The sequence below is a fragment of the Paenibacillus sp. FSL H3-0302 genome (assembly GCF_037982245.1).
GTDB lineage: Bacteria > Bacillota > Bacilli > Paenibacillales > Paenibacillaceae > Paenibacillus_AQ > Paenibacillus_AQ odorifer.
Genome location: NZ_CP150284.1, coordinates 1,681,413 through 1,697,693 on the forward strand (window position 1 = coordinate 1,681,413; position 16,281 = coordinate 1,697,693).

The window sequence follows — 16,281 nt, forward strand, 5'->3', positions numbered from 1 at the left end:
TAATTAACATTCATTTAACATGGCTCTTATGCTGAAATGATATAACAGTTACAAATAGGTGAAAAGGTGGCTGTTAGATGAAACTTAGCAAAGAGGAAAAATCATGGATTTTATATGACTGTGGTAATTCAGCCTATTCGATGGCGGTTACAACTGCATTATTGCCTATTGTATTTGGCATGTTTTCAAATGTTAACAGCAGCATGGATTTAGGGTACTTTAACTCCATTGCTAGTATTCTTGTGGCTATCCTTAGTCCGATTTTAGGCACGATCGCAGATTACAAGGATAAGAAAAAGCGCTTTTTCTTATTTTTCTCTTTGATCGGTGTGCTGGCTACGGCTTCGTTGGCATTCGTTGCACCTGCGAGCGGGCAGTGGCAGTTATTGATTGTGTTTTACATCCTGTCTGTCATAGGTTTTGCCGGAGCCAATATTTTTTATGACTCTTTTCTTGTGGATATAACCACTGATGAAAGGATGGATAAGGTATCCACAAAAGGTTTTGCTTATGGATATATCGCCAGCGTCATTCCATTTGGCATCAGCCTGCTATTGATTCTGTTTATGGGGATGGATAAGTCGATCGGTTATCAGATTGGGTTTATCATTACTGCTCTTTGGTGGGGGCTGTTGACCATACCCATGATCAGAGATGTGAAGCAGAGATATTATATTGAGCCTGAACCAAGACCTGTAATCAACAGCTTTAAAAGACTGGGGGACACCTTTAGGAATGTTAGACAGCATAAAGTTGTATTTGTTTTCTTAATTGCGTACTTTCTTTATATTGATGGGGTAGATACGATTATTAAAATGGTGGTGCCCTATGCCACATCGGTTCTGGGTGCGGATGCTTTTGACACCTTTACCTTACTGGGGATATTATTAGTTATCCAGATTATCGCTTTTCCTTGTGCAATCCTGTATGGTAATCTCGCCAAAAAATACTCCGCCAGGACTTTGATCATCGTGGGGATTGTTACATATATCATTTCCTGCATCGCAGCTTTTTTTATCACTTCAGTGTGGCATATATTTATTCTAGGTGCGCTAATTGGTTCCGCTCAGGGAGGCATTCAGGCGCTCAGCAGGTCTTATTATGCGAAGATCATTCCAAAGGAGAATTCCAATGAATTCTTTGGTTTTTACAATATTTTTGGCAAGTTCGCGGCCATTGTTGGTCCTGCTGTAATGTCTTTAACAACAACCTTAACAGGTAATGCTAAATTTAGTATTTTAGCGATTATCCCACTTTTTATTATTGGATTATTCGTATTTATAACTTTACCTAAAGAGCAGCCTGAACATGACGAACCTAAGGGGCTTATTCTATGAAGTCAATTAAAGCACAAACCGTTATGGCCAAGCATTTGATCGTCATCTCTTACGATGCCTTTTCAGAAGACCACTGGGCATTGGCCAGCCGGCTTCCAAACTTAGCGGAATTAATTAAAAACGGAGCCCATAGCCATAAATTGAAAAGTGTGTATCCCACGCTCACATATGTAGTGCACACCACCATAGCAACCGGTGTATATCCGGATAAGCATGGCATCCATCACAACAATCCGTTTCAGCCCTTTATTAAGGAAGAGGAGCAGAATTGGTTCTGGTTTAGAAATGCGATCAAGGTGCCAACGATTTACGATGTTGCGCGCGAGCATAAGATGAGCACAGCCGGAATCCTATGGCCAGTATCGGGTAAATCCTCCATCCAATACAATATACCTGAAATCAGAGCCATCAAAAACGAAAATCAGGCACTGAAGATATTAAAAAGCGGAAGCCCCTTATACTGCGTGGATATGGAGCTGAAATATGGCCGGATCCGCAAAGGGATTGAGCAGCCCTATCTGGATGACTTCACGACCAAATGTGCTATAGACACGATTAAGCGCAAAAAACCTAATCTTCTAATGATGCATCTGATCGATCTGGATGATGCCAAACATGCTTATGGAACTGACAGTGACGAAGTGAAGCAGGTAATCACACGTATGGATAAAAGGGTAGGCGATATTATGCAGGCAGTGGATGAAGCGGGGATAAAGGATGATACGATTTTTTTAATTTTGGGGGACCATGGCCAGTTTAATGTTAGGTACAAGGTGCATTTAAACAACCTTTTGCAGGAAAAGGGCCTGATCTATGAAGAGAACGGCGAAATGAAGTGGAGAGCTTACTTTCAGTGTGGGGGTGGAGCGGCTTACTTGCATATCCGGCAGGGCGATGAAGAAGCTGAGTAAATAGCATTAGCTGTTATTGGAGATAATATGAGAGATGAATCCTCAGGTATAGAGAAATTGTATGCTAGAGATGAACTGGATTATTTTCATGTGGGCCAAACCACAAAGTATATGCTTGAGGCTAAGAGAGGTTATTGTTTCGACGAAAGTATGGATGAACCAACGATTGTTGATTTGGACAAACAAGGCGTTAAATTTGCCACGCATGGTTATTCTCCTGATAAAGACGGCTATAGATGCAACTTGGTTGTCTCCGGGGAAAAGATTAGAAATGGGCATCATATAGGGGACATCGAAATGGTAGATATAGCCCCCACGATGGCAAAGATTTTAGGGATTGATTTTAATCCAGGTGACGGAAGACCTTTAGAGGAAATTTTTATGGACTAAATTAAGCAATGTGAAACGGAGAAATTCAATGATTGAAACGCGAAAACAGAAATCAAATAAACTCAAGATATTCTCAAAAGTATTCATGATTATTATTGGGGCGCTAATAGCTGCCTATGGTCTAGAATCCGTATTGATACCCAACAACGTCTCAGATGGAGGTGTCACAGGTCTAAGCATCGTTGGCTCTGAACTGTTTGGCTTACCGCTAGGGCTGCTAATTGGCATAATTAATATCCCTTTTGTATGGCTAGGGTATAAGCAAATTGGTAAAAGCTTTGCTCTTTACTCCGTTATCGGTATTGCTTCACTGGCTATTGGCACTAGTCTTATGCATCATGTACCGACGATTATAGAAGGTGATACCTTATTAATTACCGTTGTTGGCGGGATTATTATCGGTTTTGGTATGGGTTTAGCCTTACGTAATGGTGGAGCATTAGATGGGATAGATATGTTAGCTGTCTTACTTTCACGAAAATTACCTTTTGGGACCAGTGATTTAATCTTATTTCTAAACATGTTTGTCTTTATTGTTGTTTCAACAGTATTTGGCCTACAAGGGGCTATTCTATCAGCGCTTGCTTATTTTATTGCTTCTAAGGTCATTCATATTATTGAAGAAGGTTTGAGTGGCTCTAAAACGTTTAAAATCATCACCATTCAACCGGAAATCATGGTCGAGACTATTCGTGACCGATTGGGTCGTGGAGCAACTTATACAGATGCTTATGGCGGCTACTCCAATGAACAATTCAAAGAAATTACTTGTGTCATTAACCGTCTGGAAGAAAGTAAAATAAAAGATATTATTCGTGAAATTGACCCGAATGCCTTTGTAGTAGTCTACGATGTTGCAGAAGTTAAGGGCGGCAGTTTCAAAAAGAAAAATATTCACTAATGACTATAAATCGCGTTGGAGAGAAGCTAATTATGCTCTTACCAGCGCGTTTTTTGTTTTCTTTGAAGGAGAGGAAGGGCTTGGTACAGATTTAATATAATTAAAGTTGGAATACCTACTCTAACAACATGCTTATACAATAGAATTAATAAGGTTGGAGAGGGGACATGGATATGGATGCTGTTCATAAAGAAAAGATCTTAATCAAAAATGAAAAGCTTATTAGCATGGTCATTGAACGGGCTAAGAGAGATTTTTCTGATGATATTGCAATTATTGGGCTTACAGGTTCTTTTAGTACTGGGGATTATCATGAAAAAAGCGATCTTGATCTAACCATAATTAATAACACAGAGCAAGGCTGGGGAATATCTTCGTGTTTTATTTTGGATGATATTGGATACGATCTATATTGTACGCCATGGGAAACAAGGATAGAAGATCAAGCCAATCTCGAGAGTCCAATGATTTCATGTCTGGTGGATTTACAGGTGTTATACTGTGCAAAACCCGAATATTTGGAAAGGCTAAATTTATATAAACAGAGAGCACTCGATGCTCTGGCAATGCCTATAGGGAGAGAATGTATCAGTAGAGCGAAAAAGTGTATAGACATAGCAAAACAGGAATATGCGAATACATTACTTTCTGAAGATATAAGAGCAGTAAGGTATGCTTCAAGCGAAGTTTTATACAATTTATTAAATACGCTGACTCATTTGAACAATACTTATTTCAAACGGGGAATGAAAAGATATTTGGAGGAAATAGCTACGTACCGTTATGTTCCTGATGATTTTGAAAAGACATATATGGCTGTGATAGAGGCGAAGACTATCGATGAAATCAGAAGTGCAGCATATAAGTCCCTTAGAAACATCAACGATCTATATAATAAAATGTATAAGGATTTTGTAGTGCAGCCAGTCCCAAGCTATGATAATCTTGGCGGAACTTATGAGGAGTTATGGTGCAATTACCGCAATAAGATTATAGCAAGTGTGGAATCGGGTGATAGATCGTATGCGTATCTAGCAGCAATGGGCATACAAGGTTTTCTTGATGAAATGACAGAATGGAAGGGAACCAAAAAGTTTGATATCATGCAGTATTTTGATTCTGACCATCTTCAAGTCTTTAAAAATGAGTTTCTGAAGGTCATGGATGAATATCTGGAGGAATACAACAAGGTAGGCAGGAAAGTCGAACGATACAATACTTTCGAGCAATTATATAACGAATATATGAAGGTATAGAAAATAGCTCACTACCAATCTTTGGATTGGAGTGGGCTATTTTTTTATTTGACAAGAAAACTTGGCGTATTATAATAATGATGACAAGAAAACTTGTCATCATCTTTTCAATTTGAAAGGAGAAATTTTTATGAAAAAGGAAGAAATATTAGAAAAAAGCCGAAATGAAAAAGGAGACGAAGGAAAAGAATTTGTATTTGCTAAAGGCGGAAAAAGCGGATTCATTGGAATGTTGATTGTATTTTGCATTCTGAGTGTCTTCAATTTATATAATCATAGTCAGGAAACAAATTTTGCATTAAAAGCTATGATAGCTATGTTTTTTGGATATTTGGGCTGTGAAGGTCTTGGAATGTATTCTGTAACTAAGAAAAAGATGGATTTACTCAAATTCATTTTAGGATTAATTATAAGTGTTTATTTTTTGTATATTTACTTTTATGGAATGAGTGATTAGTATGAGTGAACATTTGGTTTTAAAAAATAAACTGCGCGAAGCAAGAACAGAACAAAAATTATCGCAAGCACAATTGGCAGAAATGGTGGGTGTCTCAAGAAATACTATAAGCTCGATTGAAACCGGACAGTTTAACCCTACTGCAAAATTGGCTTTGATTTTATGTATTGCGTTGGATAAAAAATTCGAAGAATTATTTTATTTTGATTAAAATCAATAGAAGCTTTTCTAGGTTTAACTCTAGATGTCAGAAAAACAGCGATACTCCATCATTGGAGAATCGATGTTTTGTCTTTTCGGTCGATTATAGCTTACTCAGGAATTTACAGGGTTCTGTTCAACAGATTTGGGTGTAAAAGCTCTTCGAACAACCTTCGTTAATTCCATTAGGATGAGGGAGCCGAGGGCTAAGCCTGCTGCAATCAGCCACTCTGACATTCCAAATGAAGCCGGAATCGAGAAGATTTCTCTAACCCCTGGCAGAACTGCAATGCCGTAAAAGGCAAAGCAGACCAGAACGGCTCCGATGACGTATTTGTTGCTGAAAAGCCCAGCTTCAATAGCAGTTTGACTGTTCGAACGGGCGGCAAAGGTCTGCAACGTACGAGACAAGATCAGGGTTGTGAATGCCATAGCTACGCCCATATCAGGCGAATCCTGAAGTCCGATATACAGGGATATGATTACAGCTATACCTATGAGTAGACCACGAGTGACAATGGCCTGCATCATTCCTCCTGCGAATATTCCTTCCTTGAGCTCTCTTGGTTTTCTGTTCATCACATTAGGTTCAGGTTTTTCCATCCCAAGAGCAATGGCGGGCAGAGAATCATTCGCCAGATTGATGAATAGAAGCTGAATCGCTGTGAAAGGATTAATCCAGTTGAAAATAAGGGCAAAGAGGATGGCGATAATTGCACCCAGGTTACCTGAGAACAAATAGGCGATCGCTTTTTTGATATTGTCAAATACCGTTCTGCCCACAGATACAGCATTGACAATAGATACAAAATTATCATCGGTCAAAATCATGGCAGCCGCATCTTTGGCAACATCGGTTCCACTGCCCATGGCAACTCCGATATCTGCTTGTTTCAAAGCAGGCGCGTCATTTACACCATCACCGGTCATGGCTGTTATTTTGCCTTTCCGCTGCCACGCGCGGACAATTCTGATCTTGTTCTCCGGGGAGACACGGGCGTACACACCGATCTGTTCGAGTTTTTGATCAAGTTCCTTGTCAGACATGGCATCGAGTTCTTGGCCGGTTACGGCAATTTCATTCTCAGTCATCAGACCGATATCGCGGCCGATCGCTTGTGCGGTTGTCTTATGATCACCGGTAATCATGATGGTTCGGATGCCAGCCTTCTGAGACTCTGCGATCGCGCCGTAGACAGCTTCCCGAGGTGGATCAATCATAGCTGTCAAACCTACGAGCACCAGATTTTGTTCATCCTCTAATCCGACTTCAGTAACCGTATTTGGTACGGTTTTGTAGGCATAGGCAAGTACACGTAGTGCTCTGCTGGAGAACTCCTCATTGGCTTCGAAGAAGCGTTCAAGAACTTCTGGTGTCATCGGTACTTCTTTTCCACTTAACAGTACATGCGAGCATAGACCAAAGAGCACATCGGGCCCGCCTTTAGTAATCATTGCTTTTTGCCCGTTAAAAGTATGCAAGGTCGTCATTAGCTTGCGATCCGAGTCAAAAGGTAGCTCGGCTTCGCGCGGGAAATTATCGCGTATTTCCTTATAATCTTTATTCTTGCTGTTGCTGAAGGCAATAAGCGCTACCTCTGTAGGATCACCCAGCTCTTTACCATCCTCATTAATGTTAGAGTCGTTGCAGAGCACAGCAATATGCAGGAGCCGCCGGGCTTCTTCAGACCATTCTTCAGGCGCTTGATTGAATTGATCACGGTCCCCTTCTGGCAAAAAGTAATCTACAACAGTCATTTTATTCTGGGTGAGGGTACCGGTTTTATCTGTACAGATGACACTGGTTGACCCAAGGGCTTCGACAGCGGGCAGCTTACGAATAATCGCATGTTGCTTAGCCATCTTATTAGTACCTACGGATAGGACAATGGTTACTATTGAGGAAAGAGCTTCGGGAATCGCAGCAACCGCCACAGCGACTGCAAACATTAACGCATTCAGGATAGCTTCTGTTGTATCCACAGTATCATTCGACAACCAAACACGTCCGGCCTGGATGGCAAAGATTACAATGGACAGGAGTATAATTGCTACCCCCAGCTGCTTGCTGAATGTTTCGAGCTTGCGCTGCAGCGGCGTTTGCTTGGCTTCGGCGCTTTCAATGAGTTCAGCAATTTTACCGATTTCGGTAGTGAGTGCAGTTCCCGTTACTACCAGACTTCCGCGGCCATATACAACTAGTGAGCCGCTGAACGCCATATTACGCCGGTCTCCAAGCGGAGATTCTTTCGCGATGATATTCGTATGCTTTTCCACAGCTTCGGATTCTCCGGTTAGCATACCCTCATTTATTTTTAAGCTTTCCGATTCTATAATCCGGCCATCGGCGGGTACGAAATCGCCGGCTTCCAGCCATACGATATCACCGCGAACAAGTTCCCTTGCCGGGACGGTTTTTAATTCTCCATCACGCAGCACTTTGGCCTCGGGTGCTGACATCTGCTGCAAGGCATCAAGTGAACTCTCCGCTTTACGGGTCTGGATGACACTTATAACTGCATTGAGAATCAACACGAGGAAAATAATAAGCGACTCCATAACTTGTCCCATAACAATCTGGACAATGGCGGCTATAAGCAGTACGACTACCATAGGGTCTTTGAAGTTTTCAAGAAAAAGCTTCCAAACAGGATCTTTTTTCTTTCCTTTTAATTCGTTAAAACCATAATCTTTCAGACGTTTGTCGACTTCTGCCGAAGTAAGCCCGTTAGCTGAACTCTGAACATCCTGTAAACTGTCGGCTACATTGTTGCGGTAATATTCCACTAATGATAGCTCCTCTCTGCTGTGCTGTGTCTTTGTTCTTAAAAATTACGGTTCAAGCCGGGACAAGTTTCAAAATATCGAGCTGCCGAAACTGTTTTTACATTATAAATGTGTCTTTTGAGCTTGAAATTGGACGGAAAAATATATGTAAATCTGGTTTCTTCATTATGTTTTTGGCTCACCGAGCACAAGTTTACTATGGGCGCTTTATTTATTATCCTATTTATGAATCGAGTTTATCCCCACCTTGAAGAGTTAAATAAAACTCATAAAGAGCTGAGGCTACGCATTAAAATAACAAAACAAGACCCGTCTGATGACAGGTCTTATTTGTCTGCACTTTCCTATTTGTTAGCGCCCGAATTAGCCGATTTCTGCAATTGCCCTGACTCACGGTGCTTCCGACTCATGAATACCAAAGACAATGCAATTACCGTGAGGATAACCCCAAGGACTTGAAATCCCTCGAAGCTAAACTTACCTCCCATTATGATACCTATTAACAATGAAGAGAGAATGGTTCCCAGGTATCTCGATGTATTAAATAATCCGGAGGCTACACCGATTATTTCTTTTGGAGAACTTTGGAACAAGGCTGCTTGCAGGCCGACATTGTTCAATCCGTTGCTAATACCGAATGCAGCTAAAGCCACACATACACTGATAACTGGTGAAGTCTGATTTAAGGTCACAAGCCACACTGATCCCAATGTCATCAGGACCCCGGACACTAGCAATGCTGGCCGGGGTCCTGATCTATCGATCCAGCGTCCTGCTATTGGAGCAGTAATCAGTGAGCATAATCCCAGCGTTAGCATGAGAATTCCTGTTTGGAATTCACTGACATGACGTACCATTTGCAAGTAGGATGGGATCCCGAAAAAGAGTGAGTAAAAAAGTACATTAACGAGCATGAATTCAACATTAACCCAAGTCATTGCCGGGTATTTGGCAAATGTACGTAAAGGAATAAAGGGTGATGCCGCTGTTAGCTCATGCCGGACGAATACTCCTAGCAGAACGAGTCCTGTTAGCAAGGTAATGACATGTATTAATGAGATATGTCCGGATGATTTTGCTGAAAGCAATCCAAGGAGCACGGCAATCAGCCCCACAGTGAAGAGCAGGATTCCTGACGCATCAATCAAATCAAACCATTTGCGCAGGGACATTCCCCGGGTAACGGTTGTTGACGGTTCGTCCTTGGGGATATGCCTCCAAGATAATAGAAAGCTAGCGACCACGAATGGAATATTGACGAAAAAGATAGCTGGCCAGTCCCACCAGTGAATAATAACCCCGCCAATAAAGGGACCAATTGCTGCCGCGCCGGATAGGAAGATGGATAAAACAGATAGTGCGGTCGCTTGTTTCTCCGTAATATGAATCCGCACAATGGCCATTCCAACGGCAACCATCATGCTAGTTCCAATGGCTTGCACAATACGGAACACGATGAGACAGCCAAAGTTTGGGGAGAAAGGAGCTAATAAACCTGCAATGAAGGATACGACAAGCCCGGTAAGAAATATTTTCCTCCGGCCGAATAAATCGCTGGCCTTTCCCATGACAGGTTGAGCGATGCTACTTGCAATGTAAAAAGAAAAAATAATCCAGGAAACACCTGTATAGTCAAGCTGGAATACATTTTGCAGCCTTGGAATAGCCACAGACACCATCGAAGAATTTAAAGGGTTCAATAAAATCCCCAGACCTACTGAAATCATTAACCACCTGTTGCGAACACTCATTTTAAATCCCCCTAAAGCTTATTAATGTCATCGTACTTGAAATCGATTATTCATTCCAACGCATTTTATGTTATGATCTCATTGACTTGAGGGAATGAACGGAGGTGCGAATTGGAACTTTTGCAACTGCAATATTTTCTCGCGGTAGCTCGATTGGAACATATGACTGAAGCTGCACGAAATCTACACGTTACTCAATCTTCACTAAGCAAAACGATTCAGCGTTTGGAGGAGGATCTGGGGGTACCTTTATTCGATCGGGTAGGAAGAAAGCTGCGACTGAATGAGTCCGGAAGCCGGTTCCTTCGCCGAGCTGAAAGGGCATTGTTTGAATTGGAGCAGGGAAAACAGGAGCTTAGCGATTTATCCAGTCCTGAACATGGCACACTCGAATTAGCGGTGACGACCGCAAGCACATTACCCAATATCCTGCGAGAGTTTCGGAAAAAGCGGCCTGATATTCAATACCATGTGCAAATGCTAACCACGCAGGAAATGGTTACACTTCTTAATAGAGGAGAAGTTGATTATTGCTTATCCTCACCTCCAATAAAAGGGGATGACATCGAATGTCAAATCGTCTTTATCGATCCAATTCTTGTGGCTGTTCCAAAGGGGCATCGGCTGGCCAATCGAAGCAGCGTAACTTTGATAGAGCTAAGGGATGAGTGGTTTGTTGGTGTAAAGAGTGGCTATGGTACTCGCGATTTAATAGACTCTGTATGCAAATCAGTTGGATTTGTGCCTAAATATGTGTATGAGGGAGATGAACCCGCAAGGCTTAGCACTCTTGTGGAAGCTGAAATTGGCTTAGCTTTCATACCAAGCACGGCACGGAATTCACGGGAAGATATCCAATACCTCCAAGTAGAGAATCACGAATTGGAAAGGGAGATAGCTTTATTGTGGCACAGGAGCCGGTACATTTCTCAGGCCGCTTTGGAATTTCGGGAGGTAGTTGTAGAATATTTTGGAGCGTTATCCAAACAGACCATTTAATTATGCGGCAGAACAACTAACAAACCAATTCCCCGTTACCTTCCGTTACGTTCAACGGTCCGTAAGTGGGGTTTTCTTTTTGGGCTAAATTTGTAGAATCTTTAATCATACCTATGTTTTCCTATAATTATGGGGGGTAACACCTTTAATATTAGCGTAGTAGTGCGTAGCAGCGAGGCTGTAAAATAGTGTGAGTAGACATGAAAGCGTTTACATATAAGGAGGGGATCTGTAAGTAAAAAGATTCATTTGTGATGATGTTCTACTGCTCTTCGGGATGATTGTACCACTGTTGAAATTAAGGATTTAGCAGGTAAGGAAATTAGCGTGGGAATATAGGGCTGGTGCTAATAAGGTAGGTCATTAACTGATTTTTATGAAAATCACTAGAGGAGGAATGCATTAAATGAGTAGAATGCTTAAACAAGTAATCTCGATCTTACTCGCAGCTGCCTTGCTTATTCCGACAAGCTGGATCGCTCCGGTTACTGAAGCTGCGGCGCAGGATACGACAGTATCATCAGATAGGGTAACGGTATATCATGAAACTTTTGCGAGTGGCAAGGGGATTGCAGCTCAAGCAGGCAGTGCTAGCCTTACACCTGTGAATGATAAAGTTTTTACTGGCAATGCTGACGGCGCAGCTTTATATGTAAGCAACAGAGCGAATAACTGGGACGCGGCTGATTTTAAATTCAGCGATATGGGCCTAGAGAACAGCAAAACCTACACGGTGACTGCAACCGTTTATGTGGATGCTAATGCTACTATACCTAGCGGTGCCCAAGCTTATCTTCAAGCGATAGGCAGCTATGCCCTTTTGGCAAATGTGAATTATGAAGCAGGCAAAGCAATCACCTTGACGAAAGAATTTACCGTGGATACGGACAAAGATACGACACTGCGCGTTCAATCCAACGATGACGGGAAAACGGTTCCGTTCTACATTGGTGAGCTTCTCATTACAGCAAAAAAAGCAGTGACGGAAACGGATAAAGAAATCTATCACGAAACTTTTGTGAGTGGCAAAGGTTTAGCCTCACAATCAGGCAGCGCTAACCTAACCCCTGTCACCGGAAAGGTTTTTGCGGGCAATGCTGACGGGGCAGCTTTATATGTAAGCAATAGAGCGAATAACTGGGACGCGGCTGATTTTAAATTCAGCGACATGGGCCTAGAGAACGGCAAAACCTACACGGTAACTGCATCCGTTTATGTAGACGCTGATGTGATTGTACCCAGCGGTGCCCAAGCTTATCTTCAAGCGATAGGCAGCTACGCTCTTTTGGCAAATGCGAATTATGAAGCAGGCCAAGCGGTCATATTGACGAAAGAATTTACCGTGGATACGGACAAAGATACGACACTGCGCGTTCAATCCAATGATGACGGGAAAACGGTTCCGTTCTACATTGGGGATGTACTGGTCACAGAAAAGGTGGCTACCGTAGAGCCAACTCCAACACCAGAAACACCTAGAGACCCAGCTTTACCTTTTGCCACTGTTACTTTTGAGGATCAAACGGCAGGTGGTTTTGAAGGCAGAGCAGGTACAGAAACGCTTACGGTTACTAATGAAGCGAATCATACGGATGATGGTTCATACGCTTTGAAGGTTGAGGGAAGAACCAGTACATGGCATGGGCCGACATTACGTGTGGAGAAGTATGTGGACAAAGGCTACGAATATAAAATTTCGTTATGGGTCAAGCTGATCCAGCCTGCAAGCTCGCAGCTCCAGCTGTCCACGCAGGTTGGCAATGGCAGCAGCGCCAATTATGTGCAGCTCGCACCTAAAACCATCAGTGCAAGCGATGGCTGGATTCAGTTTGAGGGATCCTACCGTTATAACAATGTAAGCAGTGAGTATTTGACCATTTATGTGGAAAGCTCCAGTAATAGCACGGCCTCTTTTTATATTGATGATATTAATTTTGAAAAGGTAGGCTCTGGCCCGGTAGATATCGAAAAAGATCTTATACCGATTAAGGATGCTTATCAGAATGATTTTCTGATCGGAAATGCGATAACCGCTGAGGATCTGGAAGGTGTCAGACTTGAGCTTTTGAAAATGCATCACAATGTTGCTACGGCAGGTAATGCCATGAAGCCGGACGCGTTGCAGCCTACTAAGGACAACTTCACGTTTACCGCGGCAGATACAATTGTAGATAAAGTACTGGCTGAGGGCATGCAGATGCATGGACATGTGTTGGTATGGCATCAACAATCGCCTGCATGGCTGAATACAACAACAGACGCAGCTAACAACACAATCCCCTTGGGACGGGATGAAGCTCTTGTGAATTTGCAGACCCATATCCAAACCGTTATGGAGCATTTTGGTGACAAGGTGATCTCTTGGGATGTTGTAAACGAGGCGATGAGCGATAATCCATCCAACCCAACAGATTGGAAAACAGCGCTGCGATCCGCCCCATGGAAAAGTGCCATTGGAGCAGATTACGTAGAGCAAGCCTTCCTGGCGGCAAGAGAAGTATTGGACGCGCATCCAGATTGGGATATTAAGCTCTATTACAACGATTATAACGAAGATAATCAGAATAAAGCGCAAGCCATCTACAGTATGGTCAAAGAAATCAATGATAGGTACGCGCTGACTCACCCTGGCAAATTGCTTATCGACGGTGTTGGTATGCAGGGGCACTACAGCATTAATACGAACCCAGAGAATGTGAAGCTTTCCTTGGAAAAGTTCATTTCCTTGGGTGTCGAAGTAAGCATAACTGAGCTGGACATTCAGGCCGGAACCAACTATCAGCTCTCTGAAAAGCTTGCTAATGCGCAGGGCTATCTATATGCGCAGTTGTTAAATATCTTCAGGGATCACGCTGATTCTATCAAACGTGTTACCTTCTGGGGAATGGATGATAACACAAGCTGGAGAGCTTCATCCAATCCGTTGTTATTCGATAAAAATCTGCAAGCCAAGCCAGCTTACTATGGCGTTATCGATCCTGATACCTTCATTGAAGAGCATGAGCCTGAAACAGTAGAAGCCAATCAATCTACCGCTAAATTTGCTGCACCTGTTATAGACGGAACAGTCGACGAGATCTGGAGCCAGACCGCTGAGATTCCGGTCAATCGGTATCAAACCGCTTGGCAAGGAGCGAGTGGAGTGGCAAAAGCACTCTGGGATGATCAAAATTTATATGTCCTGATCCAGGTGAGTGATACACAGCTTGATAAGAGCAGTGTGAATGCACATGAACAGGATTCGGTCGAAATCTTCGTGGATCAAAATAATGGGAAAACGACGTTCTATCAAGATGATGACGGCCAGTACAGAATCAATTTTGACAACGAAACTTCATTTAATCCTTTAAGTATCGCAGCCGGCTTTGAATCGGCAACCCAGATTTCCGGAACCAACTATACGGTTGAAGTGAAGATTCCACTTCAAGGGATCACTCCGGACAACGATAAAAAGCTTGGTTTCGATGTACAGATCAACGACGCTAAAGAGGGCTCACGTCAAAGTGTCGCGGCGTGGAACGATACGAGCGGAACTGGATATATGGACACATCCGTTTATGGTGTGCTTACTCTAAAGGGTAAATCTACGGGGCCGGAACCCACTCCAACGCCGACAACAGCACCGACACCGACACCAACGAGCCCAACCGATCCAACTGACCCAACCGATCCAACCGATCCAACCGATCCAACAAACCCAACGGAACCATCGGCAACCCCGACACCTGTTCCAACAGCGACGCCAGCACCAACAAATGCGCCAACGGGTAGCAGTAACTCGGGTAATGTAGTATCAACTCCACAGCCTGGAGCCATTACAAACAAAGATGGTGTTGTTACGATTAAACTGGAGGTAAAGTCCGATAACGGGCGGGTTATAGGTACGATCTCCAGCGACAACATGAAAAAAGCGCTTGAGCAGGCTACTGTAGCGGCAAACGGCAAGAAACAAATTATCATTGAAGTGCCAAAGCAAACGGACGGGAAAGGGTATGATATACAATTACCGACCCAAAGCCTAACGGGGAAAGAAAACTTTGAACTATGGCTTAAGACGGAAAATGCCACAATTCAAATTCCAAGCAATATGCTGTCCAACATAACAGATAATGCTGAGCAAGTATCTATACGAATAAGTAAAGTCACCACGGACAGCTTGGAAGCAGCTACCCGCAATATGATTGGCAACCGTCCAATTATCGGTCTAAGCGTAATAGCAGGTGACAAAGTTATTCCTTGGAATAACCCTAAAGCACCTGTAACGGTAGCCATTCCTTACGTGCCGACAGCGGAGGAGCTAAGTCATCCAGAGCTTATAGTCGTTTGGTACATCGATGGCAAAGGCAACGTACTGCCGGTTCCGAGCAGCCGATATGATGCTGCAACCCAAACGGTTGTCTTTCAAACAACCCACTTCAGCACTTATGCAGTAACCTTCGTAAAGAAAAACTTCGGAGATCTGCAGAATCTGTCTTGGGCCAAACAAGCTATAGACGTTATGGCGGCTCGCGATATCATTAAAGGAACGTCCACGAACAGCTTTTCACCTGCAGATTCAATCAAACGAGCGGATTTCATTGCTCTCCTCGTAAGAGCGCTTGAACTGAAGGGAACGGGCAAAAGTGCAATAATGTTCAACGATGTCCAAAAGACGGACTATTATTATGATGAACTGGTCATCGCGAAGGAATTGGGAATTGCTACAGGTTTTAAAGATGATACGTTTAGACCCAATAGCGATATCTCCAGACAAGATATGATGGTGCTGACAGCACGCGCGCTGGCGGCAGCCGGTAAGCAAGTTAAGGCGAGCGGCGTTGTAGCTGCTGCTTATCTTGATGAAGCAAGTATTTCCAGCTACGCAAAAGACAGCGCATCATTGTTGATCCAATCCGGAGTCGTAAACGGAAAGAATAATAGAATTGCGCCGAACGATACGCTTACCCGTGCTGAAGCGGCAGTCATTCTGTACCGTATCTGGAAGCTGTAGTCCCGGCATCACAGAAAAAAAGTCTGAATTGTCTCAAGGTCATATTTAGTCTGAAGAGTGGAAATACGTGTGCAACCATCCCTTGCATTCTTCTGTATTAAGCATCGCTGCTCACCTCCTTGCGGAGAGGGGCAGCGATTTTTTTGTGTATGTTCCGTTGAGTTGGAGCTGAAAAGGAAAAAAATGTCACGAAAAGAAAGTCTATCTTTTTTCAAATATTATCAGACTCTAGCAACAAGGTCATAGTTATTAAGGCTTACCAGAATATCGACCATTTTGAGGGGGAATTTGGCGTTGGAGA

At 43.0% G+C, this 16,281-nt stretch carries 11 protein-coding genes; 9 read left to right on the forward strand and 2 right to left on the reverse strand.

Annotated features, from left to right (window positions below; genetic code table 11):
* Positions 1-77 precede the first annotated feature (77 nt).
* The 7 genes from MHH50_RS07420 to MHH50_RS07450 all read left to right on the forward strand — a co-directional run bounded on the left by MHH50_RS07420 (position 78) and on the right by MHH50_RS07450 (position 5,463).
* The gene (locus MHH50_RS07420; protein ID WP_076098890.1) at positions 78-1,337 is read left to right on the forward strand and encodes an MFS transporter; all 1,260 of its coding nucleotides are present in this window, start codon (positions 78-80) and stop codon (positions 1,335-1,337) included.
* Positions 1,334-2,248, forward strand: coding sequence for an ectonucleotide pyrophosphatase/phosphodiesterase (locus tag MHH50_RS07425; protein WP_340034143.1), 915 nt, complete (start codon positions 1,334-1,336; stop codon positions 2,246-2,248). The genes MHH50_RS07420 and MHH50_RS07425 overlap by 4 nt, the downstream gene beginning before the upstream one ends.
* A gap of 27 nt (positions 2,249-2,275) precedes the next feature.
* A complete protein-coding gene (locus MHH50_RS07430; protein ID WP_340034144.1) occupies positions 2,276-2,638 on the forward strand; it encodes a hypothetical protein in 363 nt (120 codons plus the stop codon).
* Positions 2,639-2,666: 28 nt separating this feature from the next.
* A complete protein-coding gene (locus tag MHH50_RS07435) occupies positions 2,667-3,539 on the forward strand; it encodes a YitT family protein (protein WP_036675789.1) in 873 nt (290 codons plus the stop codon).
* A 167-nt stretch (positions 3,540-3,706) separates the two neighbouring features.
* Complete coding sequence (locus MHH50_RS07440) at positions 3,707-4,795, forward strand: nucleotidyltransferase domain-containing protein (protein WP_340034145.1); 1,089 nt, start codon at positions 3,707-3,709, stop codon at positions 4,793-4,795.
* A gap of 130 nt (positions 4,796-4,925) precedes the next feature.
* Positions 4,926-5,252 carry a DUF6442 family protein gene (locus tag MHH50_RS07445; protein WP_340034146.1) on the forward strand — a complete coding sequence of 109 codons (327 nt, stop codon included), beginning with the start codon at positions 4,926-4,928 and terminating at the stop codon, positions 5,250-5,252.
* Between the two features lies 1 nt (position 5,253).
* Complete coding sequence (locus tag MHH50_RS07450; protein ID WP_076125269.1) at positions 5,254-5,463, forward strand: helix-turn-helix transcriptional regulator; 210 nt, start codon at positions 5,254-5,256, stop codon at positions 5,461-5,463.
* Between the two features lie 104 nt (positions 5,464-5,567).
* On the opposite strand, the gene MHH50_RS07455 is transcribed toward MHH50_RS07450, so the two are convergent.
* Positions 5,568-8,240, reverse strand: coding sequence for a cation-translocating P-type ATPase (locus MHH50_RS07455; RefSeq protein WP_076279567.1), 2,673 nt, complete (start codon positions 8,238-8,240; stop codon positions 5,568-5,570).
* Positions 8,241-8,584: 344 nt separating this feature from the next.
* Positions 8,585-9,991 carry an MFS transporter gene (locus MHH50_RS07460; protein WP_312148699.1) on the reverse strand — a complete coding sequence of 469 codons (1,407 nt, stop codon included), beginning with the start codon at positions 9,989-9,991 and terminating at the stop codon, positions 8,585-8,587.
* A 111-nt stretch (positions 9,992-10,102) separates the two neighbouring features.
* Between MHH50_RS07460 and MHH50_RS07465 the strand changes: the two genes are divergently transcribed.
* Positions 10,103-10,990 (forward strand): LysR family transcriptional regulator, encoded by an 888-nt coding sequence (locus tag MHH50_RS07465; protein ID WP_076125263.1) that lies wholly within the window; start codon positions 10,103-10,105, stop codon positions 10,988-10,990.
* A 406-nt stretch (positions 10,991-11,396) separates the two neighbouring features.
* Positions 11,397-15,980 carry an endo-1,4-beta-xylanase gene (locus MHH50_RS07470; protein ID WP_340034147.1) on the forward strand — a complete coding sequence of 1,528 codons (4,584 nt, stop codon included), beginning with the start codon at positions 11,397-11,399 and terminating at the stop codon, positions 15,978-15,980.
* Positions 15,981-16,281 lie beyond the last annotated feature (301 nt).